Here is a 20,416-nt window from a genome sequence, read left to right as displayed (position 1 = left end):
GACCCCCGGGAAGGTGTGTCATCCCGGTGGGCGCCTGACGACCTTGGGGTCGGGGCGTTCGGTGGAAGCCTTCGGGGGGAGTGCCCCCGTGCGCTTCTTCGCATTAATCCGAATGCCGGGGATACATTTAACCCCGTTGATTTAGTGGCTCTGTGAGAAAAATAGACACGAGGCGTGCCATAACTTCACGCGCGGTCAGTTGTGACATCAATTAGACTGAGCGAGAAATCAATGTATTAGTTTCGCGTGCGTGCGAGGTGTCGATAGAATCGACCCGTTGAAGTCGGTTTATAACGGGTCGCTTTATAAGGCCGGAGGTACGATTCACGTGCGAGCAATGAGTGGGCCGGCAGACTCCATCGAGATTCAGAACGTAGTCGCATCGACCGGGATCGGTCAGGAGCTCGACCTCGAAGCCCTCGCCGACGACCTCCCCGGTGCAGATTTCAACCCGGACAACTTCCCGGGCCTCGTCTATCGCACCCAGGACCCGAAAGCCGCTGCGCTCATCTTCCGCTCGGGGAAGATCGTGTGCACGGGCGCAAAGAGTATCGACGACGTGCACGACGCACTCGGAATCATCTTCGACAAGCTCCGCGAGCTGAAGATTCCCGTCGATGACGAGCCAGAGATAACCGTCCAGAACATCGTCTCCAGCGCGGACCTCGGACACAACTTGAACCTGAACGCGCTGGCTATCGGACTCGGTCTCGAAGACGTCGAGTACGAGCCCGAGCAGTTCCCCGGCCTCGTCTATCGGATGGACGAGCCGAAGGTCGTCATCCTGCTTTTCGGTTCCGGGAAAATCGTCATTACCGGCGGAAAGCGGACCGACGACGCGGAGACCGCGGTCGAAGAGATCGTCGAGCGCATCGACGCGCTCGGACTGCTCGGATAGACGCTCCCGAACTATCGATTTTTCGCCGCGTTACGGACCTGAACACCCGCAAGTGTAAAATACGGAACAGTCTAACGGATGGCACATGAGTGCGCGGGAGGACGTTGCGTTCCTCGTCGGGTCGCAAAGCAGGGAGGCTATTCTCCAAGCGCTGGCAGTCGAGCCGCGTCGGCCAACTGACCTCGCGGACATCTGTGACTGTGCGAGGGAGACGGCACAGCGGACACTGGCAGGGTTCTGTGACCGCGGATGGGTCAAAAAGACCGAGGGTGTCTACCATCTCACCGCGGGCGGCGTGATGGTCCACGACCAGTACGCGGAGTTCATCGGTACGGTCGAGTGCGCCGATAGAATGAGCGAGTTCCTGGCGAACGCCGCGGAAATCTGTGAGGGCGCACCGCCCGGCGTCCTCAGCCAGATGAATATCACCACCGCTGCCGACAACGACCCTCACGCACCGCTCAACAGATACCTGACCATCGTCGGGAACGAGCCGGTCGACCGCTTCCGCGGTGTCACGCCCATCGTGAGTCGGGTGTTCAACGAGTCGGCCAAAGAGGTATTGGGCCCGGACACGCGGATGGAACTCGTCGTCGACCGCGACGTCCTCGAACGGTCGATGGACGCCTACCCCGAGTCGTTCGAGCGCGCACAGGACCTCGACCAGTTCGAACTCCGAGTCACCGACGAAGACCTCGACTTCGGCCTCCTACTAGTCGACGGCCACGGAGTCGTCTCTGCCTACGACGAACACGGTAACCTGACGTCCCTCGTCGACGGTGACGCCCCGGAGGTCGTCTCGTGGGTCGAGAGCCTGTACGAATCCGTCTGTTCGACATCAATCCCGCTCGAACAACTGGAATCGTGACTCGCCCTCGACAACCGATGGTGTGACCGGTCCGGTCACACGTGATAATTCCAATCACATACTACTGCAATAAAATATAAGAGGTCGCTCGACAGAGGTGTACTTGCAGCGGTGCAGCGTCCCCCACTAGGCGATTCGGCCCTTACGTGCTTTCGGTCGGTCCCCTGATTCCCCGTCAGGTGTCCGCGTTCTCGGTGAGAACGTCTTTCACTACGTCCGGGTCTTCGAGCAGTTGGTGCTTGGTGTAGCTTCCTTCCGCACTTCCGCCGCTGTGTTTCGACTGTTCGATGATATCGAGAAAGGCGTGTTCTTTCAGCAGGTCGCGGACCCGCCGAAGCGACAGGCTATCGGAACCTTGCTGCCGACAGATGTTCTCGTAAACCTCGTAGACGCGACTCGTCCGGAAGCCATCCTGCTGTTGGTTCGAAAGCGAGAGGATAGCCAGCGCTTGTAACACGTAGCGAGAGTGCGGCGTCGACCCGCGAATCAACTCGCGGAAGCGGTCGGTCTCCGCGCGCTGTCGCGCCTGCGTGACGAAGTTCTCTCTGACCGTGCTCGCCCCCATCGACTGGGCAATCTCACCCGCGTATCGCAGGATATCGATAGCCTTCCGCGCGTCCCCATGCTCGCGGGCGGCGAGCGCCGCGGCCCGTGGAATCGTCGACGGGTCCAACACGCCGTCGCGGAACGCGTCGCTGCGCGCGTCCATGATGTCGCGAAGTTGGTTCGCATCGTACGGCGGGAAGACGAATTCGCGCTCGCAGAGGCTGGATTTCACCCGCTCGTCCATCCGGTCTTTGTACTGGATCTTGTTGCTGATTCCGATGACGCCGAGCTTACAGCCGGCGATTTTGCCGGCCTCTCCCGCCCGCGAGAGCTGCATGAGGATGTCGTCGTCGCTCAGTTTGTCGATTTCGTCGAGGATGATGAGGACGACGTCGTACAGCGAATCGAGGATGCGCCACAGTCGTTTGTAGTACGTCGACGTCGAGAGTCCCTTGTCGGGGACTTTGATTCCGGTAATCGCGGTGTCGTTGACGCTGTCGGCGATAGTCTGGACGGCCTGCGTCTCGGTCGTGTCCTGCGCGCAATCAACATAGGCGAACGTCGCTTTCACTCCCTCTTCTTCGGCCGTCTCGACGAGTCGCTGGGAGACGTACTTCGCACAGAGCGATTTCCCCGTCCCCGTCTTCCCGTAGATAAGGACGTTGCTCGGGCTCTGTCCGAAGATGGCGGGGTTCACCGCGGTCGCGAGATCCGAGATCTCGTCGTCGCGACCGACGATGCGACCCTCCCCCGGGAGGTGGTTTATCTCCAACAACTCCTTGTTGGCGAAGATGGGGTCCTCCCGGGTGAAGAGGTCGTCGCTGGCGTTAGGCATGTTCGCAACACACCACGTTTCCGGTGAAAGGACTTACCATTCGACCCAGCACACACACACCACGTTTCCGGTGAACGACCACGAACCCCGGTTTCCCGTCCACACGAAACGCAGGTATTGATTCACCGGAAACACGGTGTGAGGGAGTCTACCTGACCCGGCGAGGGTCGAGGAATCTCGGCTCGTCTCTCGTCCAGTGACGAGGACGAAAACGAAGGCGAGCCCCGAGAGTCCGGCAATATCGGTGGTAGCTACCCTGGACGTGTTCGTTGTCGCCGTGACAGAACTCAATGAACGTCGCCCGCGGTAACCGTCGATACGACCAGTAGAACAGGTTCTCAGAGACCCGCGAGCTCCGATAGGAGCGGTTAGAACACCGAGAACACGCGTCTCAGGACGTTTCGTTCCGGTCGACTAATACTCGAGTTTCGAGTATAGTCGTGTTTGCGAGTGTATCAATGGTCGGTAACACAAATAAACTATTTAACTATTGTTATACGTGGGCTCCTCTACCACCGACACGGAGAAAGTGGTCAGTTGACCGGCGGAAGTTGACACAGTCCAGTCGCTCACCGGAAACGCGGTGTCTCACACCGTTCCGGAGGGTCGAGCCGATATAGATGGTATAGCGTCTCTCGCGCCGTATTTCACCGGAAACGTGGTGTGCTGGTAATAAGTGGACCGATTCAGTTCAGGCCGAAAACCACGGAGAAGGAACGGGCGTCACCTGCCGCTGTTCGGCGCGCTCCCTACCGAGAGACGCTCGGGCCAGTTCATCGGAAACGTGGTGTGCGCGTGACTCCGTTCCCGTAGCTCACCAGCGAGTCGACACCTATTCCGACGTGATTACTGCCTCCCTCCACCGCGTCGTATTTCACCGGAAACGTGGTGTCTGTCAGCGCTGCTACGTTCTCCGCTCGGTCGGTTGGCAGCGGCTGACTCGGGAATCGGCTGACTTCGAAGCGGGACCACCGCTGCAACGGCTGCTGATGCGACGTTCAGCCGATGCGGCGTTCGGACGACGCGACGGTCAGCCATCGGTCTCGACCGGCGGTCCCAACACTCGCGGTTCGAGGTATCCTCGCCGTCGAGGTCGGATTTCAGCCTCGTATATTTCGACCAATTCACCGGAAACGTGGTGTCTCTGACCGTCTCACGCGGAGTTGCGATTCACCGGAAGCGAGGTGTGGTACTTCCCGCGGGAACGGGTCGGTAACTGACCGGTGCCGACCGACTGCAGTCGCCGACTTTTGTCGAGGTCTACGACTCGCGTTTCGTCCTCTCGTTCACCGGAAACGAGGTGTGCATGCGACTCACGCGCACCCCCGCTCGTCCGCGCTCGGAACGTTCTCCCGCGACGGACTGTGTCGATAGCGTGGCGTCAATGCAATTACCCAGGGGAACGAACCGATACCGTATGCGTGCGCTCAGTCGCGTGTGGGTGCGCCTCAGCGAAGCCGTGTCGGGCCGAGGGAACGACCGAGAGTGGTCCCTCGAACGCTCCCGCTCGACGGAGACGCGGTGGTCTCGTTCGGGAGAGCGAGTCGACTGCTTCCGGTTCGACGACGGTTACGTGACCACCGTCCACTACGAAGACCGCGGGGTCACGTGGCAGTTGACCCCCGGACAGGTCCCGCTCGCGAGCGCGCTCGCGATGGCGAAACTGTACCTCGAACACGAACTGACTCCGCAGACCGACCCCGAGGGACGTCCGTTCGTCGGCCTCACCGAACGCGGTCCGGTTCAGGTGTTCGAAGAGATTCCGCCCGAACCGGTCGAATACGTCTACCTCGACGGCGTCCGGACGCTCGAGGAGTTCCCGGAGTTCCTCACCGTCAGCGACGACTTCAGGTCCGTGTTCGACCGGATGGCACCGGCGCAGTCGAGTACGTCCCGATAGTCGAAACCGCCTCGTTCTCGATAGTGCGAGTCGCTCTCGGTGTCGCAAGCCGTTTCCCCGTCGCGGCCGTACCCGCCTTCGATGACTGCCGAGGACGGGGACCCGAGTCCTCCCGACGGAGACGCCGAGACCGACGAGGCCGACGCCTCCGCAGACGTGCTCGACCGACTGGCAGACGCGACCGACGCGTCGCCAACCGCCGCCGAGGGGGCGAGCGAGGCCGACGACGGCGTCTCGCTCGCGTCGTTCTACGAGGCGCTCGAATCAGAGGGCCGACCCGTCGTGACCGCCCAGCAGGTCGCGCGGCGTCTCGGCGTCTCGCAGGCGGACGCGATGGACGGACTCGACGCGCTCGCCGACGCCGGTCGGGTCCAGCGGGTGAACGTCGAGACCGACCCGACCGTCTGGTATCCGACCGAGTGGGGCGAACTCGCCTCGCGGGAGCGGGTCGTTCTCTTCCCGAAGCGCCGCGAAATCGTCGTCGACAACCCGACCCAGTACACGCGGGCGCGACTCTCACAGTTCGCGCACCTCGTCGATACCACCGGCGACCGCGAGGGAAGAGGCCGAGGCTACCTCTATCGAATCCGGCAGGAAGACGTGTGGCAAGCGCCCTTCGACGACGTCGACTCGCTCCTCTCGATGCTCCGGTCGGTCCTCCCCGAGCGGTCGCCGCACCTCGAAGCGTGGGTCGAAGACCAGTGGAAGCGCGCCCACCAGTTCCGCCTCTACTCCCACGAGGAGGGGTACACCGTCCTCGAAGCGGCCACGGAGAGCCTCATGGGCAACGTCGCCCTCCAAAAACTCGACGACGACCACGTCTACGCGCCCATCTCGGACACGGAGGCGTGGGTCAGAGACGAGGAAATCGCGGCGATAAAGCGCATCCTCTACGATTCGGGGTACCCCGTCGAGGACGACCGCGACCTCGAAGAGGGCGAGGAACTCGACGTCTCGCTTCACGTCGACCTCCGCGACTACCAGCGAGACTGGGTCGACCGATTCGTCGACCAGCGCGCTGGCGTCCTCGTGGGTCCGCCCGGTGCGGGGAAGACCATCGCTGGTATCGGCGCGCTCGCCGCGGTCGGCGGCGAGACGCTCGTTCTCGTCCCGAGCCGCGAACTCGCCCGCCAGTGGCGCGAGGAACTCCTCTCGACGACCGACCTCGACGCCGACCAAATCGGCGAGTACCACGGCGGCGCGAAGGAGATTCGACCCGTCACCATCGCGACCTACCAGACCGCCGGGATGGACCGCCACCGCTCGCTTTTCGACTCGCGTCGCTGGGGGCTCATCATCTACGACGAGGCCCACCACATCCCCAGTCGCGTCTTCCAGCGGAGCGCCGACCTCCAGTCTAAGCACCGCCTCGGACTGTCGGCGACGCCCATCCGCGAGGACGACAAGGAGGCCGAGATTTTCACGCTCATCGGTCCGCCTATCGGGACCGACTGGGGGAAGCTCTTCGACGCCGGTTACGTTCAGGAGCCGGAAGTCGAGATTCGCTACGTGGGCTGGGGCGACGACATGGCCAGAAACGAGTGGGCCTCCAGCGACGGCCGCGAGCGGCACATGCTCGCGGCGATGAACCCCGGGAAGATATTCGAGATTCGTCGGCTCCGCGCCCGCCACGCCGACTCGAAGACGCTCGTCTTCGTCGACTATCTCGACCAGGGCGAGGCGATTTCCGAGGCGCTCGACGTCCCCTTCGTCAGCGGCGAGACCCGTCACCACCGCCGCGAGGCGTACTTCGAGGCGTTCCGAGACGGAGACCTCGACACGCTCGTCATCTCCCGCATCGGCGACGAGGGTATCGACCTCCCGAACGCCGGGCTCGCAATCGTCGCCTCCGGCCTCGGCGGCTCTCGTCGGCAGGGCTCCCAGCGCGCCGGTCGAACCATGCGTCCGACGGGGAGCGCGCTCGTCTACGTGCTCGCCACCCGCGGGACCAGCGAGGAGGACTTCGCCCAGCGACAGATGCAACACCTCGCCGGAAAGGGGATTCGCGTCCGCGAGACGAGTTCTGACGACCTCGACACCGAGGCGAGTGACGGTGACCTCGACACCGAGGCGAGTGACGGTGACCTCGACACCGAGGCGAGTGACGGTGACCCCGACTCAGATGGCGAGGAGTCAGCGTCTGCGGACGGTTCGGAGTCGGCGATGTCCGACGAGTAACCGCGCCGTCGTCGGGCGCTTGGCCGCCCGGAATGAGAATTCTTAAGTCTAACCGTAGATTGAGATTCTCTTGACCGCTCTTAGCTCAGCCTGGCAGAGCAGCCGACTGTAGATCGGCTTGTCCCCCGTTCAAATCGGGGAGAGCGGATTTTGCTTGCAAAATCCGGTCGAGCCGGTTTGAGCAGGTCAGTCGCAGCGCGTGAACGAAGTGAACGCGTCGTCTGACTGGGTTCAAATCGGGGAGAGCGGACTGAACTTCAACACCCGCGAGCGCAGCGAGCGGTGTTGCATGTGACGGACTCCTCGACACGATTTGAGCAGCGAGCAACGCGAAGCGCTGCGAGTGAGTTCAAATCGGGGTTCGACTTATCAGCTTCAAATCGGGGATATACCGTCTGTCACTCCCGCCCACCCCACACCGTCTTCTCGACCAACTCGACGGTCATCGGCTCGTCGACGCGAATCTGACAGGAGAGGCGCGGGTAGCCGAACCGCGCCGCGAGGTCGTCGTGCCAGTGGTGGGCTGTCGGTTCGCCCGAACGAATCCGGACGCCGCACGTGGCACAGAGGCCGCGTCCGCCGCAGTTCGCACGCTTCGTGAGCCGCGCGTACGGCGAGATGCCGGCCTCAAGCAGCGCGTCGCGGAGGACGGTCCCGCGTTCGACGCTGAGGTCGGTGACGCGCTTGCCGTCGGTGTCGCGGACGCGGACCGTGACGGTCGGACCGGCCGGGTCGCGCTCGGGTCGAGACTCGGGGTCGTCCATCAGCCGGTCGTTAGGCCCGACTCGATATGGCTGTACCCCTGCTGGTCACCCTCCGAGTCGTGGCTCTCTCGTCGTCTATGTAGACTCCATACCCGAAGATATCAGTATTATAACGGCTTATGCCGGGCGGATTCGTAGGTGAGCGTGATGGTGACCCTCGCGTCCGCGCCGGTGTTGGTGAACGTCCGCGTCGAGATGAACGACCACGAGACGATGACGGTCGAACTGCACGAGACGAACGAAACGCGCCACCTCGTGGCCTACGAGTCAGAGCGCATCCGCGACACCCTTGCGTCCCTCTCCGAGGGCGCTCGCGTTCCGGTCGAGATGGTCCGCGCCGGCTCGCGCTCGAACGTCTGGAAGGCCGTCGCACTCCACGGTCGACGGCCCGCTCCGGCGGACCAGTCCGCTCGGACGGCGAACTGAGGCGTCTGCGGTCCGTCTTCCTCCCCGCACTCGCCCCGCTGTCTTCTTCACTCGTCTCTCTCCTCTCACCCGTCCCCTCGTCCGCTTTCGTTCACCGGGTCCGCCGGAGACAAACCGTCGGTGCTATACTTCTCGCCTGTGTCGCGCACCGCAATGAGCTTCGTCGCCGAGGTGGAAGTCCGGTTCCGCGACCACGACTCGTTCGGACACGTGAACAACGCCGTCTACGCGACCTACTGCGAGCAGGCCCGCGTCCGCTTCTTCGAGGAGGTCATGGACACGCCGCTTTCGGACCCGCACATCGTCGTCGCGCACCTCGAACTCGACTACCGCGCGCCCATCGAGGGCGTCGGTACCGTCGAGGTGGAAGTCGAGGCCGGCGACCCCGGCGGCAAGAGCTTCCCCATCTACTACACGCTCTCCTACGAGGGCGAGGTCGTCGCCACCGGGGAGACGGTCCAGGTCGCCATGGACGGCGAGGGCCGCCCGACCCGCGTCCCCGACCAGTGGCGCGAGGCAATCGCGAATCAACCGTAGCTCGACCGCGTCCACTCAGCTCGTCTTCGGGCGGTCATCTACCGTCGGCATGGTTCCTTTTCCGGGTGGTCCGCGGCTCGTGAGTCGCTGAATTCGACCCACAGAGCCGAGACAGGAGAATTAAATACTCTCGTGATAATCCTCGGATATGCCTCGGGGAACACTAGAGCACGCACGGTCGGCGGAAGCCGACGACGAGACCCCGCTGTCCCGAGCAGGCGAGCGCGTCCTCCACATCGGTCGCGACCGGCCCATCCGCATCAGCGCCGGCCACCGCCTCCTCCACCACGACGGCAAGTGTAGCCGCCCGCACGGGCACAACTACGAGATTTCGGTTCGCGTCGTCGGCGACCTCACGGACGAGGGCTGGGTCGTCGACAAGGGCGTCGTGACCGACGTCATCGACGAGTGGGACCACCGCTTCCTCGTCGAGTCCGGCGACCCGCTCGTTGAGGCGTTCGAGCGCTCCGGCGACGCCGACGGGACGGTCGTCCTCGACGCGCCGCCGACGGCGGAGATGATGGCCGTCATCCTCGAAGAGAAGCTTCTGTCTGTGCTTCCCGACAACGTCTCCGAGGTCTCGGTCTCGGTCAGCGAAACCTCTGAACTCTGCGCCGGCTTCTGATGCCCGTCTCCGACACCGTCGCCCGCGACGACACCGACGCCGAGGGCGACCGCCTCCCGATAAACGAGCTGTTCGCGTCGTTACAGGGCGAAGGCAAACTCGCCGGCGTTCCGAGCACGTTTGTCCGCACCAGCGGCTGTAACCTCCGCTGTTGGTTCTGCGACTCGTTTCACACCTCGTGGGAGCCGACTCACGCGTGGATGAGCCTCGACGAAATCGTCGCCGAGGTCGAGTCGCGCTCTCCCGAGCACGTGGTCGTCACCGGCGGCGAACCCCTCGTCCACGACGAGACCGACGCGCTCCTGTCGGCGCTCGCCGACGACTACCACCTGACCGTCGAGACGAACGGGACGCTCGAAACCGACGCGCCGGTCGACCTGGCGAGCATCAGCCCGAAACTCGCGTCGTCGACGCCGACGCCCGACAACGCCCCGGCCGACGTGGACCCCGGCGTCTGGACCGAGCGACACGAGAACGCCCGCGTCGACCTCGACGCGCTCGCCTCGCTGGTCGAACACGCGGCGGACTTCCAACTGAAGTTCGTCGTCACCGGCCGCGACGACATCGACGAAATCGAGTCGCTCGTCGCCGACGTGCGCGGCGTTGCGGCCCGCGAAGTCCGCGACAGCGACGTGTTGCTCATGCCCGAAGGACAGACCCGCGAGCAACTCGCTCGGACCCGGACCGAGGTCGCCGACCTCGCCGCGGCGTTCGGCTACCGCTACACGCCGAGACTCCACGTCGACCTCTGGAACGACGCGCCCGAGACCTGAGAACCTCCGAAAACACTCCGAACGCACCTCGAACACACTCCGAACGAACCCCGAATCATTCCACGACAACGATGACTACCGATACCGATACAGACACCACGTCCGACGAGAAACGCGCCGTCGTCCTCCTCTCCGGCGGCATGGACAGCGCGACGACCGCCTACGAGGCGAAGGAACGCGGCTACGAACTCTACGCGCTCCACACCTCCTACGGCCAGAAGACCGAGTCGAAGGAGTTCGACTGCGCCCGCGCGCTCGCCGACGAACTCGACGCCCGCGACTTCCTCCACATCGAGACGAGCCACCTGAAGCAAATCGGCGCGTCGTCGCTCACGGACGACTCGATGGCCGTCGCCGACGCCGACATGGACGCCGACGAGATTCCGACCTCGTACGTCCCCTTCCGCAACGCCAACCTCCTGTCGATGGCCGTCTCGTACGCCGAGGCGAACGACTGCGACGCCGTCTTCGTCGGCGCGCACTCCGAGGACTACTCGGGCTACCCCGACTGCCGCCCCGAGTTCTTCGACGCCTTCGAGGCCATGGTCGACGTCGGCACGAAGCCCGACACGACCATCTCGCTGGAAGTTCCCTTCGTCCACGACTCGAAGACCGACATCGCCCGCCGCGGCCTCGAACTCGGCGTCCCCTTCGAGCACACGTGGTCCTGCTACCGCGCCGAGGAGCCGGCCTGCGGCACCTGCGACTCCTGTGCGTTCCGCCTGCAGGCGTTCCAGAACCTCGGCGAGCGCGACCCCATCCCGTACGCCGAGCGCCCGGAGTACGTGGACGCGGACGCGGCGTAGCGTCGCCCCGTGCGCCGACGACGGGAATAGACTCCGCCCGCCGTTCGACCTGTCTCCCCGTTCCCCTTTTTCACCGCCCTCCGCGAACCTCGCCTCATGAGCGACGAGAAACGCCGAACCGCCGCCCAGTTCGGGAGCGCCGCCGAGTCGTACTTCGACAGCGAGGTCCACCGCCTCGGCGAGGACCGCGAGACGCTCGCGTCGTGGTGCCGCGGCGCGACCCGCGCGCTCGACGTGGCGACCGGGGCAGGTCACACCGCGGGCGCGATAGCCGAGGCCGGCGTTCCCTCGGTCGTCGCGGCCGACGCCGCTCCGGAGATGGTCGCCACCGCGGTCCGCGAATACCCCGTCACGGGCGTCGTCGCCGACGCGGAGCGCCTTCCCTTCGCGGACGATTCCTTCGACGCGGCCGCCTGCCGAATCGCCGCGCACCACTTCCCCGACCCCGAGTCGTTCGTCGCGGAGGTCGCGCGCGTCCTCGAACCCGGCGGCGTCCTCGCCTTCGAGGACAACGTCGCGCCCGAGGACACGACTCTCGCCGAGTTCCTCAACGGCGTCGAGGTGCTCCGCGACCCGACCCACGTCGAACTCCACCCGGTTTCGCGGTGGCGCGAGTGGTTCGAGGCCGCGGGCCTGTCGGTCGAAGCGGTCGAGACCGCAGCGATACGCCTCGAGTTCGACCCGTGGACCGAGCGGACGAACGTCTCGCCCGACGACCGGGCCGAACTCGAACGCCGCTTCCGCGAGGCGCCCGACGAGGCGAAAGCGCTGTTCGACGTGGTGTTCGACGGCGACGAGGTCGTCTCGTTCGCCAACCCGAAGGCGCTGATTCGAGCCCGGAAGGAGTAGCGCTGTCGGGGAAAACCCGTCCCCGCTTCCCGACCCGTTCCCGTCCCTGTTTCCCGCCGGCCGGCTGCGACTCACCGAGACCCACAAACGGTAAGCGGACCCCCCGCGACGTGGGGGTGTGTCAACGCCCGACTCCGACGCTCCCATCTCGCCGCTCGCGGGCCTCGGCATCGCCGTCCTCGCGGTCAGCACGAGCGCCATCCTCGTGCGCTGGAGCGCCGCGCCGAGCCTCGTGAAGGCCTTTTACCGAGTTCTGTTCACTGTGGCTCTTCTCGCGCCCGTCGCGCTCGTCCGCCACCGCGACGCGCTGGCGACCATCTCGGGGCGCGACCTCCTCGCGGCCGGGGGCGCGGGCGTCGCGCTCGCGGCCCACTTCGCGTCGTGGTTCGAGAGCCTCAACCACACGACGGTCGCCGCGAGCGTCACGCTCGTACAGTCCCAACCGCTGTTCGTCGCCGTCGGCGCGTGGGCCGTCCTCGACGAGCGCGTGAGCCGCCGCACCGCCGTCGGCATCGGCGTCGCGCTCGCGGGCATGGTGCTCATGTCCGTCTCCGACTTCCTCACCGCCAGCGGCGCGCCGCGCCCGCTTCTCGGAAACGGGCTCGCGGTCGTGGGTGCCGTGACGGCCGCCGCCTACGTCCTCACGGGCCGGAGCGTCCGAAGCAGGGTCTCGCTCGTCCCCTACGTGGTCGTCGTCTACACGGTCTGTGCCGCCGCGCTCCTCGTCGTCGCGGTCGGCCGCGGCGACCCGCTCACCGGCTATCCGGCCCGCGAGTGGCTCCTGTTTCTCGGGATGGCGGTCGGCCCGGGTATCTTCGGACACACCGTCATCAACTGGGCGCTCGCCCACCTCGAATCGAGCGTCGTCTCCATCTCTCTTCTCGGCGAGCCCGTCGGCAGTACGATTCTCGCGCTCTTTCTCCTCGGTGAGATTCCCACGCTCCCGACCGTCCTCGGCGGAGCGGTCGTCCTCGGCGGTATCTACGTCAGCGCGTCCTGACCTGTCCCGCCACGAGGGGGCTGTCCAGCCTCCGAATGGCCGTCCGGCGAAGCGCCTGTTCGTCTCCCGCCCCCGAGTCAGTTATCGACGCTGATAACCGCGTCACAACGCTCATTACGGTGAGCGGTCGCTACTCCGTATGGACGACGGGTCGGGGGCAGACGTACGTGTCCTCCACGTCGACGACGAACCCAGTCTGACGGACCTCGTGTCGATTTACCTCGAACGCGAGGCCGGCGACGTCGACCTGTCGGTCTCGACGTCGAACTCGGGGGCGGACGCCCTCGAACGACTCCGACAGGAACAGGTCGATTGCGTCGTGTCGGACTACGACATGCCCGATATCGACGGGCTGGAGTTCCTCCGCGCGGTCCGTTCCGAACACCCCGACCTCCCTTTCATTCTCTTTACCGGCAAAGGCTCCGAGGAGGTCGCCCGCGACGCCTTCCGCGTCGGCGCGACCGACTACATGCAGAAAGACACCGGCACGGACCAGTACACGGTCCTCGCCAACCGGGTCGTCAACGCCGTCTCGCAGTACCGCGCGAAGGCGGCCTCCGAGCGGTACGGCACCGCCATCGAGGTGCTCGACAGCGGCGTCTACTCGCTCGATTCGTCGGGTCGCTTCACCTCCGCCGACGGCGTCTTCTGCGAGCTCACCGGCTACGACCGGGAAGCAATTATCGGCCGCGAGTTCGCCGACCTCGCCGCCGAGTCCGACGACGAGATTCGCGCGGCCTTCGAGCGGGTCGTCGCCCCTGACGCTCCCGACACGGAACGCTTCGAGACGGTGCTCTCGCCCGGTCCCGCGTATCCGCACGACGACGACCTCCTGTGCGAGGGTCACCTCGCGCTCCGTCCCACCGAGGACGACGAGCCCGCCGTCATCGGCACGCTACAGGACGTGACCGAGCGCCGCCGCCGCCGGAACCGCCTGCGCTACGAGACGCGCCTGAAAGACGCCGTCTTGGACACGTCCACGTCGCTGATGAGCGCCGAGACCGACGAAATCGGCACGAAAATCGAGTGGACGCTCCAGTCCGTCGGCGAGGTGGCCGACCTCGACCGCTGTTCGGTCTACCTCTACGACGACGAGACGAACGTCGCCGCGCTGATGCACGACTGGCGCGGCGGCGACCCGCGCGAGCATCCCGCGCGCGTCGCCCTCGAAGACGCTCGCTGGCTGGTCGAACGGCTCCATCGCTTCGAAAACGTTCGGCTCCACCGAGTCTCGGACCTCCCGCCCGAGGCGTCGGACACGAAGCGCGTGCTCACCGACGCCGAGACCGGCGGCTTCGTCGCCGTCCCGATGGTCTCGAAGTGGGCGCTCGTCGGCTTCGTCGTCTTCGACGTGGTCGAGACGAGTCGGTCGTGGACCGACACCGAGGTCGACCTCCTGCGCTCGGTCGCCAACAACGTCACCCACACGCTGGCCCGCCAGCGACGCGAGCGCGAACTCCAGCGGCAGAACGACCGCCTCGAGGAGTTCGCGTCGGTCGTCTCCCACGACCTCCGAAACCCCCTCAACGTCGCCAAGGGGTTCGTCGAACTCGCCCGCGAGGAGGACGACGTGGCCTACCTCGACCGCGCGCTCGACGGCGTCACCCGGATGGACACGCTCCTCAACGACGTGCTCAAACTGGCCAGACAGGGCCGAAAGGTCGGGGAGACGCGCTCGGTCGCCATCGAGAACGTCGCCGAGCGGGCGTGGAAGGCGGTCGACACCGGCGACGACGCGGTGCTCGTCGTCGAAGACGGCCTCGGGTCCACGCAGGCCGACCAAGGCCGGTTCCAACAGGCGTTCGAGAACCTGTTTCGGAACGCCGTCGAGCATGGCTCGACGGGCAACCAGACTACGTCTGGTGACGCTGTGGAACACGGTTCCACAGGCAACCGGACTGCGTCCGGTGACGCCGTCGAGCACGGCTCGACAGGCCGCCGGGATGCTCCCGGCGACGCCTCCGCAGACGGGGCGTCGAAGGACGCGGCCGACGACCTGACCGTCCGCGTCGGCCCCACCGAGACCGGCTTCTACGTCGCCGACGACGGCCCCGGAATCCCGGTCGACGAGCGCGACACCGTCTTCGAACACGGTCACACGACCTCCGAGTCCGGGACGGGCTTCGGGCTCTCTATCGTCGAGAGCATCGTCGAGGCCCACGGCTGGGACATCGAGGTCACTGCGCCCGAACCCGACCTCGGCGGCGCGCGGTTCGAGTTCGACATCGGCGGCGTCCGCTCCGAGGTCGAACCGCGCTTCTCGCTCAGCGACGACTGAACCGTCGGCGCGTCCGACCTCCCCGTCCCTATTCTTCTTCCAACAGCCGCTTCGTCTCGGCGTGTCGCGCGCGGAACATCCCCTCGAAGCCGACGCCGCCGAAGACGCCCGCGAGGTCGCCGAGCGGGCCGAACGGTAACTCGTACTCCACGCGGTCTTCGAGAATCGTCTCGTCGCCGTCGGCGACGAACCGGTGGGTGTGGACCCACCGCGAGAAGGGGCCGCCGACCATGTCGTCGCGGAACCACGCCGTTCCCTCGCCCGACTCGCGGTCGAGGATGCGCGAGGTCCACCGCTGGCGCGGGCCGACGCTGAACGGTCGCATCGACATCTCGATTTCCGTCCCGGAAACGAGTTCGTCGGGGTCCTCTTCGCCGTCGGGGCCGCGGACCGACTCGATTTCGAGGTTCATCCACGCCGGGGTGAGCGCCTCCAGTCCGGACACCGCGGAGTGGAACTCCCAGACGCGCTCGAGCGGGGCGGCGATTCGGGTTCGACGCTGGTAGACCGGCATACCCGACCGTTAGGCCGGAGACGGAAAAGCGATGCTGGCGGAATCGAAAAAAATCGACCCGAACGAAAGTCGTTCGCGCCGCCTCAGAGCGTGAAGCGCGAGACGGTCGTGCCGGCTTTCGTCAGGTCCTCGTGGGTCGCCGCGGCGACGGTCACCTGGTTCTCGCCGTACTCGATGGCGACTTCGACTTCGAACGTCCCGTCGTCGGGTTCGACGAGTCGGGTCTCGCCGGGCGTCTTGACCGCGACGACGGCGGCGTCGGTCTGTCCGGTGACGACGAGTTTGTCGCCTTTGAAGCGCGTGCTCACGCGGAGCGACGGCCCGTTGGGGCGGTCCGACTCGACGTATCGCTCGCGGAGGAACGCGGGCGTCTCGACGGGTTCGCCGGCCTCGACGCCGTGGGCGAGGCGGATGAACTGGGCCATCGACCACGCCAGCGGCGTCGCGCTGCCGGTTCCCTCGCCGAACTCCCAGTTGTAGTCGGTCGCGTGTTCGCGGTCCCAGACCTGCTCTGCGAGCATGCGGCCGGAGTTGGCGAAGGCGGCCATCGTCCGCAGCAGGTTGTCCGGCGCGAGGTCGCCCTCGTCGGTCCCGGCGAGCAGTTCGTACTCGCCGCGCTCGCCGGTGAAGATCGGCCAGAGCCGACCTTTCCCTTTGGCGTCGACGGACCACGGCGCGCCCTCTTCGTCGCGCTCGCGCTCGCCGTAGCCGTCGCCGTTGTACCGGTAGAACGCCGGCCCGTGGGGCGTATCGACGCGGATGGTCTCGTCGACTTCCTTCACGGAGTTCCGGATTATCTCGTCGTCGGCGGGCTTGATGCCGAGGCGGGTGAGTTCGAGGAAGCCGGCGTCGATTATCTCGCGTTCGTCGAGCGTCGGCCCGTTGTTCGCGAGCGTCCGCAGGTGCCCGGCGTCGGGCTCGCCGTCGCGGGTGACGCGAACGTAGTACGGCGTGTGCGTGTTGCGGTCGGTGCCGGTCCGCGTCGCGGTCCAGTCGTCGACGCGCTCTGTCCAGTCGTCGGCCAGCGCCAGCCAGACGAGCGCGTCCTCGGTGTGGCCCTCGTCCAGCGCGATCGACGCCGCGCAGCCGAGGCCGGCGATTTCGGCCGCGATGGACGACGGCGAGTAACCGGCTTCCTCCTCCCAGCGCTCCTGTGCGGTCGGCGGCCCGTTCCGCGCGACGTAGTCGGCGGAGTACTTGACGTTCTCGTAGTCGTAGGCCACGTCGTCGAAGGCGACGCCGCGTTCTTTGAGCATGTACGCCATCACCTGCGGGAACGAGATGTTGTCCATCTGTTCGCCGCCCCAGCGGGTACGTCCGTTGAGGTAGGTGTTCTGCGGGATGAAGCCGCGGTCGTCCTGCTGGTAGGTGTAGATGTACTCCAGCGCGTCGATGGCCGTCTCGACGTCGCCGACGGCCTCGAAGACGGTGAAGACCTGATAGAGGTCGCGCGACCAGACGAAGTTGTAGCCGTACCCCTTGGCCTCCTCGGCCGGGACGGCCTCGCCCCACGGCACCGACGGCGAGGCGAGCCCCGCGCCGAGGTAGGTCTTGTCCTCGACCGCCCGCAGGCTCATGAGCGAGGTCTTGTACTGCGCCGCGAGTTCGCCGTCGTCGTCGACCGAGCCGGGGAGCTCCTTGTCGGCGAGGAAGTCGGCCCACGAGTCGGTGTAGGCCGCCCGAGCCGTCTCGTAGCCGCGGGTGAGCGCACCGGCCGCCTCGCCCAGCGCGGCGGCGGTGTCGGCGTGTTCGGCGAAGCCGAGCGCCAGCGTCTCGCCGAGTTCGTCGCCCGTGCCGATGCGCCCGACGAGCACGACGTTCTCGTCGTCGACGCGCTCTTGGGCGCTCGGGAGTTCGCCCTTCGAGAAGAAGTCCGCGAGGTACCGCGAGCCGGCGACGCCGACGGTGGCCCACTCGAACCGGCCGGCGGCGGTGAGCGCGATGGCGACGCTGTACTCTCTGCCGTCCTGGTCGATGAGAAGCGGTTCGTGGCCGTCGCCGGCGTCGAACGCGCCCGCGTCGCGGGCGACGAGGTGATAGCTCCCGAGTTGGCCGAGGCGGATGCCGCGGTCTTTCGTCCCGGTGTTCGCCAGCGCCGTGTCGGCGATGGTGTACAGCTCGTAGTCGTCGCCGTCGATGGACTCGAACTGCACGTCCGCGAGCATCGCGTCGTGTTCGGGGTCGATGACGTACTCGACGGTGAGTTCCCACTCGTGGCCGCGACCGTCGCCCGTCTCGGTGACGACGTGGCGGAAGACGAGCGCGTCGTCGTCGACGATTTCGGCCCGGCGTTTGACCGTGTCCGCGTGGTCGTCCCGCCGGGTCTCGTTGTGAGTGCGCGCCGTGTACTCGTCGTCGGGGTCGGCGTCGACGACGAGGAAGTCGAGCGTCCGGAGGTTCATCAGGTCGACCCGCGGGAAGCGGACCTCGGTCAGCGCGCCCTCGGTCAGGGTGAACCAGACGCGCGAGGGGTCTTCGGCGTAGTGGTCGGCGACGGTGCCGATGCCGTACTTCTCGCCGGTCGTCCACCGCGGTCGGTTCTCCGGGCCGGTCGGCGCGGGCTTCGGCGCGGGGAGCGCGTCGATGTCGGCGAGGATGGCCGTCGTCTCCATCCGAATGGCGTGGGGCCATCCGAGCGGCGTCGCGCTGTCGAAGGTCCCGTCGTCGAACACCTGCTCGGCGAGGTAGCCCGCCTCGGTCGTGAGGGGACCGTCCGGTTGGAGCAGTTCGTAGAGGTTCGTCGCGCGCTCGACGAACCGGCGGCCGTCCTTGCCGATGCGGTCGCAGAGGACGCCGAACTTCGCGGCGGCGTTCGCGCCCCACGCGGTCGAGACGGACCAGACCTTCTCGCCGTCCTGTCCGTCGGCGCGCCAGTAGTCGTCCTCGAACCGGACCAGTCCGGCGACGTCGCCGCGGGGGTTGCGGTAGAGCCCCTTGAGCGTCGCGGCCATGTGCTTGACGAGCCGGTTCGCGGTCTTCGATTCGACCTCCTCGATGTCCGCGTAGGCGTCGATGGCGTCGACGAGGGCGAACGTGGCCGAATCGAGGCGGTCGTCGAGTTCGCCGTTCCGGTCGATGCGGAGGGCGTAGACTTCGCGCTCTTCGGACCACAGTTCGTCGAGCCCCTCGTACACCGCGGTCGCCTGCTCGGCGGCGCGCTCGCGGAGGTCGTCGTTCACGGGCGCGGTGGCGACCGTGGCGTACGCTTGGAGGAACGTCGCGGCCGTGTGCGTGAACCGGCCGCTCATGTTCTCCCACGCGTTCTGACAGGGTTTCGGGAGTCCGTCGGCTTCGAGGCTGCTGTCGAGCCCCGACACGCCGGCGGCGACGGTCGAGCGGATGCGACCGACGAGTTCGTCGTCGAGGTCGTCGCGGCGCTCGGCGAGGAGCGACGCGAGCGCGGCGACGACGCTCGCGGTCTGGTCGGCCTGGTACTCCTCGTCGCCGGAGCCTTCGACGCGGCCGTGGGCCCAGCCGGGGGCGACGGTTCCGTCGACGGCCCAGACGCGGTGAGGCCAGGTGCCGTCTTCGAGTTGCGTCTCGCAGTAGAACTCGGCGCTCGTTCCGAGGCGGTCGCCGAGCCCGAGGCGGAAGGCGTCGTCGGCGTGCGCGAGCGCCTGCGTGACCTCGGCGTCGTCGCGGAACCACGTGTAGCCGTAGCCGCCGGAGTGGGCGTAGAACGGGTCGAACTCGGGGCCGGCGATTCGCGCGCCGCTGGGCGCGGTCAGAAGCGACAGCGCCCGGAGGTCGGCGCGGACGATTCGCTCGCGCGGCGTCCCGTCGGGGACGAACACCTCGGCCTGCTCGCGGGCGGCCTCCCGGAGCGCGTCGGCGGTCGCGTGCTGGACCGAACAGTGTCGGAGGTCGGCGAGGGCGTCGGTCCGAGCCATCTCGTTGTGGTCCGAAAGCTGGGTGACGAGAGTCGTCCGCGCGGCGCGGCCCTCCTGTTCGAGCGGGGCGCTGACGACCACGTCGCCAGAGAGGTGGGTGTCCTCGTAGCGTTCGAGGACGGCCTCCCGCGGGAAGTCGAAAGTGTCGTCGGAGAGAATCTCGTCGAACCGCTCGGGAATCTGGCCGCGAACGTCGGTGAGACCGGTCGACGCGGTGACGTAGTCGTGTTCGTTCCGGTGGAACACCTCGACCGCTTGGGTGTCGTTCGGGCCGCCGGCCTCGTGGATGAGGCGGCCGACCCGCGTCTCTCGGCCCTCGGGGGCGAAGGTGAGAAAGGCGGTCAGGTGGGCGTCGGTGGGGATCGCGCCGCGAAGCTCGACGTGAGTCACGTGGGCGCGACCGAGCGTCAGGTCGTACTGGTGGACGGTGTACTCCCCGGCGTCGTACTCGGTCTCGACGAGGCTCGTCTCCCGGTAGTAGTGCTGTCGCACGGACTCCAACTCGTCGAACCAGTGCGTCTCACCGTCCGCCTCGATGCCGAACCGAGAGCGGTCGATACCGTAGAGGCCCGAAAGCGAAGCAGAGTAATCCCGGAGAGACCCATCGAGGCCGACGTAGACGAGCCGGTCCCCGTGACCGGAGAACGCCCCGTCCGAGGTCCGACACTCCTCTGGGAAGCGTCCGCCCCGGTCGCGTTTGTATTCGTTTAAGGCGGTCCGAAGTCGCAT

16 protein-coding genes and 1 tRNA gene are annotated in these 20,416 nt (G+C 66.4%); 13 read left to right on the top strand and 4 right to left on the bottom strand.

What is annotated here, in order from left to right:
• Positions 1–337 precede the first annotated feature (337 nt).
• Both C5C07_RS09085 and C5C07_RS09080 read left to right on the top strand, forming a co-directional pair.
• Positions 338–898 (top strand): TATA-box-binding protein, encoded by a 561-nt coding sequence (locus C5C07_RS09085; protein ID WP_004041616.1) that lies wholly within the window; start codon positions 338–340, stop codon positions 896–898.
• Between the two features lie 298 nt (positions 899–1,196).
• Positions 1,197–1,766 (top strand): hypothetical protein, encoded by a 570-nt coding sequence (locus tag C5C07_RS09080; protein WP_115804919.1) that lies wholly within the window; start codon positions 1,197–1,199, stop codon positions 1,764–1,766.
• A gap of 175 nt (positions 1,767–1,941) precedes the next feature.
• Here the strand turns inward: C5C07_RS09080 and C5C07_RS09075 are convergent, their stop codons facing one another.
• On the bottom strand, positions 1,942–3,147 hold the full coding sequence (locus C5C07_RS09075; protein WP_004976536.1) for a Cdc6/Cdc18 family protein: 1,206 nt from the start codon (positions 3,145–3,147) through the stop codon (positions 1,942–1,944).
• A gap of 1,417 nt (positions 3,148–4,564) precedes the next feature.
• Here C5C07_RS09075 and C5C07_RS09070 point away from each other — a divergent pair.
• From C5C07_RS09070 to C5C07_RS09060, 3 genes are all read left to right on the top strand, one after another.
• Positions 4,565–5,047, top strand: coding sequence for a hypothetical protein (locus C5C07_RS09070; RefSeq protein WP_004976537.1), 483 nt, complete (start codon positions 4,565–4,567; stop codon positions 5,045–5,047).
• 81 nt (positions 5,048–5,128) lie between these two features.
• Positions 5,129–7,225 (top strand): DEAD/DEAH box helicase, encoded by a 2,097-nt coding sequence (locus C5C07_RS09065; RefSeq protein WP_115804918.1) that lies wholly within the window; start codon positions 5,129–5,131, stop codon positions 7,223–7,225.
• A 74-nt stretch (positions 7,226–7,299) separates the two neighbouring features.
• Positions 7,300–7,373, top strand: a tRNA-Tyr gene (locus C5C07_RS09060).
• A 250-nt stretch (positions 7,374–7,623) separates the two neighbouring features.
• On the opposite strand, the gene C5C07_RS09055 is transcribed toward C5C07_RS09060, so the two are convergent.
• A complete protein-coding gene (locus C5C07_RS09055) occupies positions 7,624–7,989 on the bottom strand; it encodes a 2Fe-2S iron-sulfur cluster-binding protein (protein ID WP_115804917.1) in 366 nt (121 codons plus the stop codon).
• A 147-nt stretch (positions 7,990–8,136) separates the two neighbouring features.
• On the opposite strand from C5C07_RS09055, the gene C5C07_RS09050 reads away from it, so the two are divergent.
• The 8 genes from C5C07_RS09050 to C5C07_RS09015 all read left to right on the top strand — a co-directional run bounded on the left by C5C07_RS09050 (position 8,137) and on the right by C5C07_RS09015 (position 15,283).
• Entirely contained in the window at positions 8,137–8,415 is a 279-nt protein-coding gene (locus C5C07_RS09050; protein ID WP_004976540.1) for a hypothetical protein, read from the top strand.
• 153 nt (positions 8,416–8,568) lie between these two features.
• A complete protein-coding gene (locus C5C07_RS09045; RefSeq protein WP_115804916.1) occupies positions 8,569–8,952 on the top strand; it encodes a thioesterase family protein in 384 nt (127 codons plus the stop codon).
• A gap of 148 nt (positions 8,953–9,100) precedes the next feature.
• On the top strand, positions 9,101–9,577 hold the full coding sequence (locus tag C5C07_RS09040; protein WP_115804915.1) for a 6-pyruvoyl tetrahydropterin synthase family protein: 477 nt from the start codon (positions 9,101–9,103) through the stop codon (positions 9,575–9,577).
• On the top strand, positions 9,577–10,350 hold the full coding sequence (locus C5C07_RS09035) for a 7-carboxy-7-deazaguanine synthase QueE (RefSeq protein ID WP_004976543.1): 774 nt from the start codon (positions 9,577–9,579) through the stop codon (positions 10,348–10,350). Before C5C07_RS09040 ends, C5C07_RS09035 begins: the two co-directional genes overlap by 1 nt.
• A gap of 71 nt (positions 10,351–10,421) precedes the next feature.
• Complete coding sequence (gene queC, locus C5C07_RS09030) at positions 10,422–11,156, top strand: 7-cyano-7-deazaguanine synthase QueC (protein ID WP_004976544.1); 735 nt, start codon at positions 10,422–10,424, stop codon at positions 11,154–11,156.
• A 96-nt stretch (positions 11,157–11,252) separates the two neighbouring features.
• On the top strand, positions 11,253–12,005 hold the full coding sequence (locus C5C07_RS09025; RefSeq protein ID WP_115804914.1) for a class I SAM-dependent methyltransferase: 753 nt from the start codon (positions 11,253–11,255) through the stop codon (positions 12,003–12,005).
• A 118-nt stretch (positions 12,006–12,123) separates the two neighbouring features.
• A complete protein-coding gene (locus C5C07_RS09020) occupies positions 12,124–13,005 on the top strand; it encodes a DMT family transporter (protein WP_115804913.1) in 882 nt (293 codons plus the stop codon).
• A 139-nt stretch (positions 13,006–13,144) separates the two neighbouring features.
• Positions 13,145–15,283 carry a response regulator gene (locus C5C07_RS09015; RefSeq protein WP_050459177.1) on the top strand — a complete coding sequence of 713 codons (2,139 nt, stop codon included), beginning with the start codon at positions 13,145–13,147 and terminating at the stop codon, positions 15,281–15,283.
• Between the two features lie 28 nt (positions 15,284–15,311).
• Here the strand turns inward: C5C07_RS09015 and C5C07_RS09010 are convergent, their stop codons facing one another.
• A complete protein-coding gene (locus tag C5C07_RS09010) occupies positions 15,312–15,797 on the bottom strand; it encodes an SRPBCC family protein (RefSeq protein WP_004976552.1) in 486 nt (161 codons plus the stop codon).
• Between the two features lie 83 nt (positions 15,798–15,880).
• Positions 15,881–20,416, bottom strand: a complete 4,536-nt coding sequence (locus C5C07_RS09005) for a glycoside hydrolase family 15 protein (RefSeq protein ID WP_115804912.1) — start codon at positions 20,414–20,416, stop codon at positions 15,881–15,883.

Origin of the sequence: Haloferax sp. Atlit-4N (assembly GCF_003383025.1) — an archaeon.
In the GTDB taxonomy this organism is placed as follows: domain Archaea; phylum Halobacteriota; class Halobacteria; order Halobacteriales; family Haloferacaceae; genus Haloferax; species Haloferax gibbonsii.
This window is presented reverse-complemented; position numbering and strand designations above follow the sequence as displayed.

Bases quoted from the DNA above. Each gene is read 5' to 3' on its own strand.
- C5C07_RS09040 (WP_115804915.1), top strand. From the start codon at position 9,101: ATGCCTCGGGGAACACTAGAGCACGCACGGTCGGCGGAAGCCGACGAC.
- C5C07_RS09075 (WP_004976536.1), bottom strand. From the start codon at position 3,147: ATGCCTAACGCCAGCGACGACCTCTTCACCCGGGAGGACCCCATCTTC.
- C5C07_RS09010 (WP_004976552.1), bottom strand. From the start codon at position 15,797: ATGCCGGTCTACCAGCGTCGAACCCGAATCGCCGCCCCGCTCGAGCGC.
- C5C07_RS09085 (WP_004041616.1), top strand. From the start codon at position 338: ATGAGTGGGCCGGCAGACTCCATCGAGATTCAGAACGTAGTCGCATCG.
- C5C07_RS09045 (WP_115804916.1), top strand. From the start codon at position 8,569: ATGAGCTTCGTCGCCGAGGTGGAAGTCCGGTTCCGCGACCACGACTCG.
- C5C07_RS09005 (WP_115804912.1), bottom strand. From the start codon at position 20,416: ATGCGACTTCGGACCGCCTTAAACGAATACAAACGCGACCGGGGCGGA.
- C5C07_RS09050 (WP_004976540.1), top strand. From the start codon at position 8,137: ATGGTGACCCTCGCGTCCGCGCCGGTGTTGGTGAACGTCCGCGTCGAG.
- C5C07_RS09055 (WP_115804917.1), bottom strand. From the start codon at position 7,989: ATGGACGACCCCGAGTCTCGACCCGAGCGCGACCCGGCCGGTCCGACC.
- C5C07_RS09025 (WP_115804914.1), top strand. From the start codon at position 11,253: ATGAGCGACGAGAAACGCCGAACCGCCGCCCAGTTCGGGAGCGCCGCC.
- C5C07_RS09035 (WP_004976543.1), top strand. From the start codon at position 9,577: ATGCCCGTCTCCGACACCGTCGCCCGCGACGACACCGACGCCGAGGGC.
- queC (WP_004976544.1), top strand. From the start codon at position 10,422: ATGACTACCGATACCGATACAGACACCACGTCCGACGAGAAACGCGCC.
- C5C07_RS09065 (WP_115804918.1), top strand. From the start codon at position 5,129: ATGACTGCCGAGGACGGGGACCCGAGTCCTCCCGACGGAGACGCCGAG.
- C5C07_RS09070 (WP_004976537.1), top strand. From the start codon at position 4,565: ATGCGTGCGCTCAGTCGCGTGTGGGTGCGCCTCAGCGAAGCCGTGTCG.
- C5C07_RS09015 (WP_050459177.1), top strand. From the start codon at position 13,145: ATGGACGACGGGTCGGGGGCAGACGTACGTGTCCTCCACGTCGACGAC.
- C5C07_RS09080 (WP_115804919.1), top strand. From the start codon at position 1,197: ATGGTCCACGACCAGTACGCGGAGTTCATCGGTACGGTCGAGTGCGCC.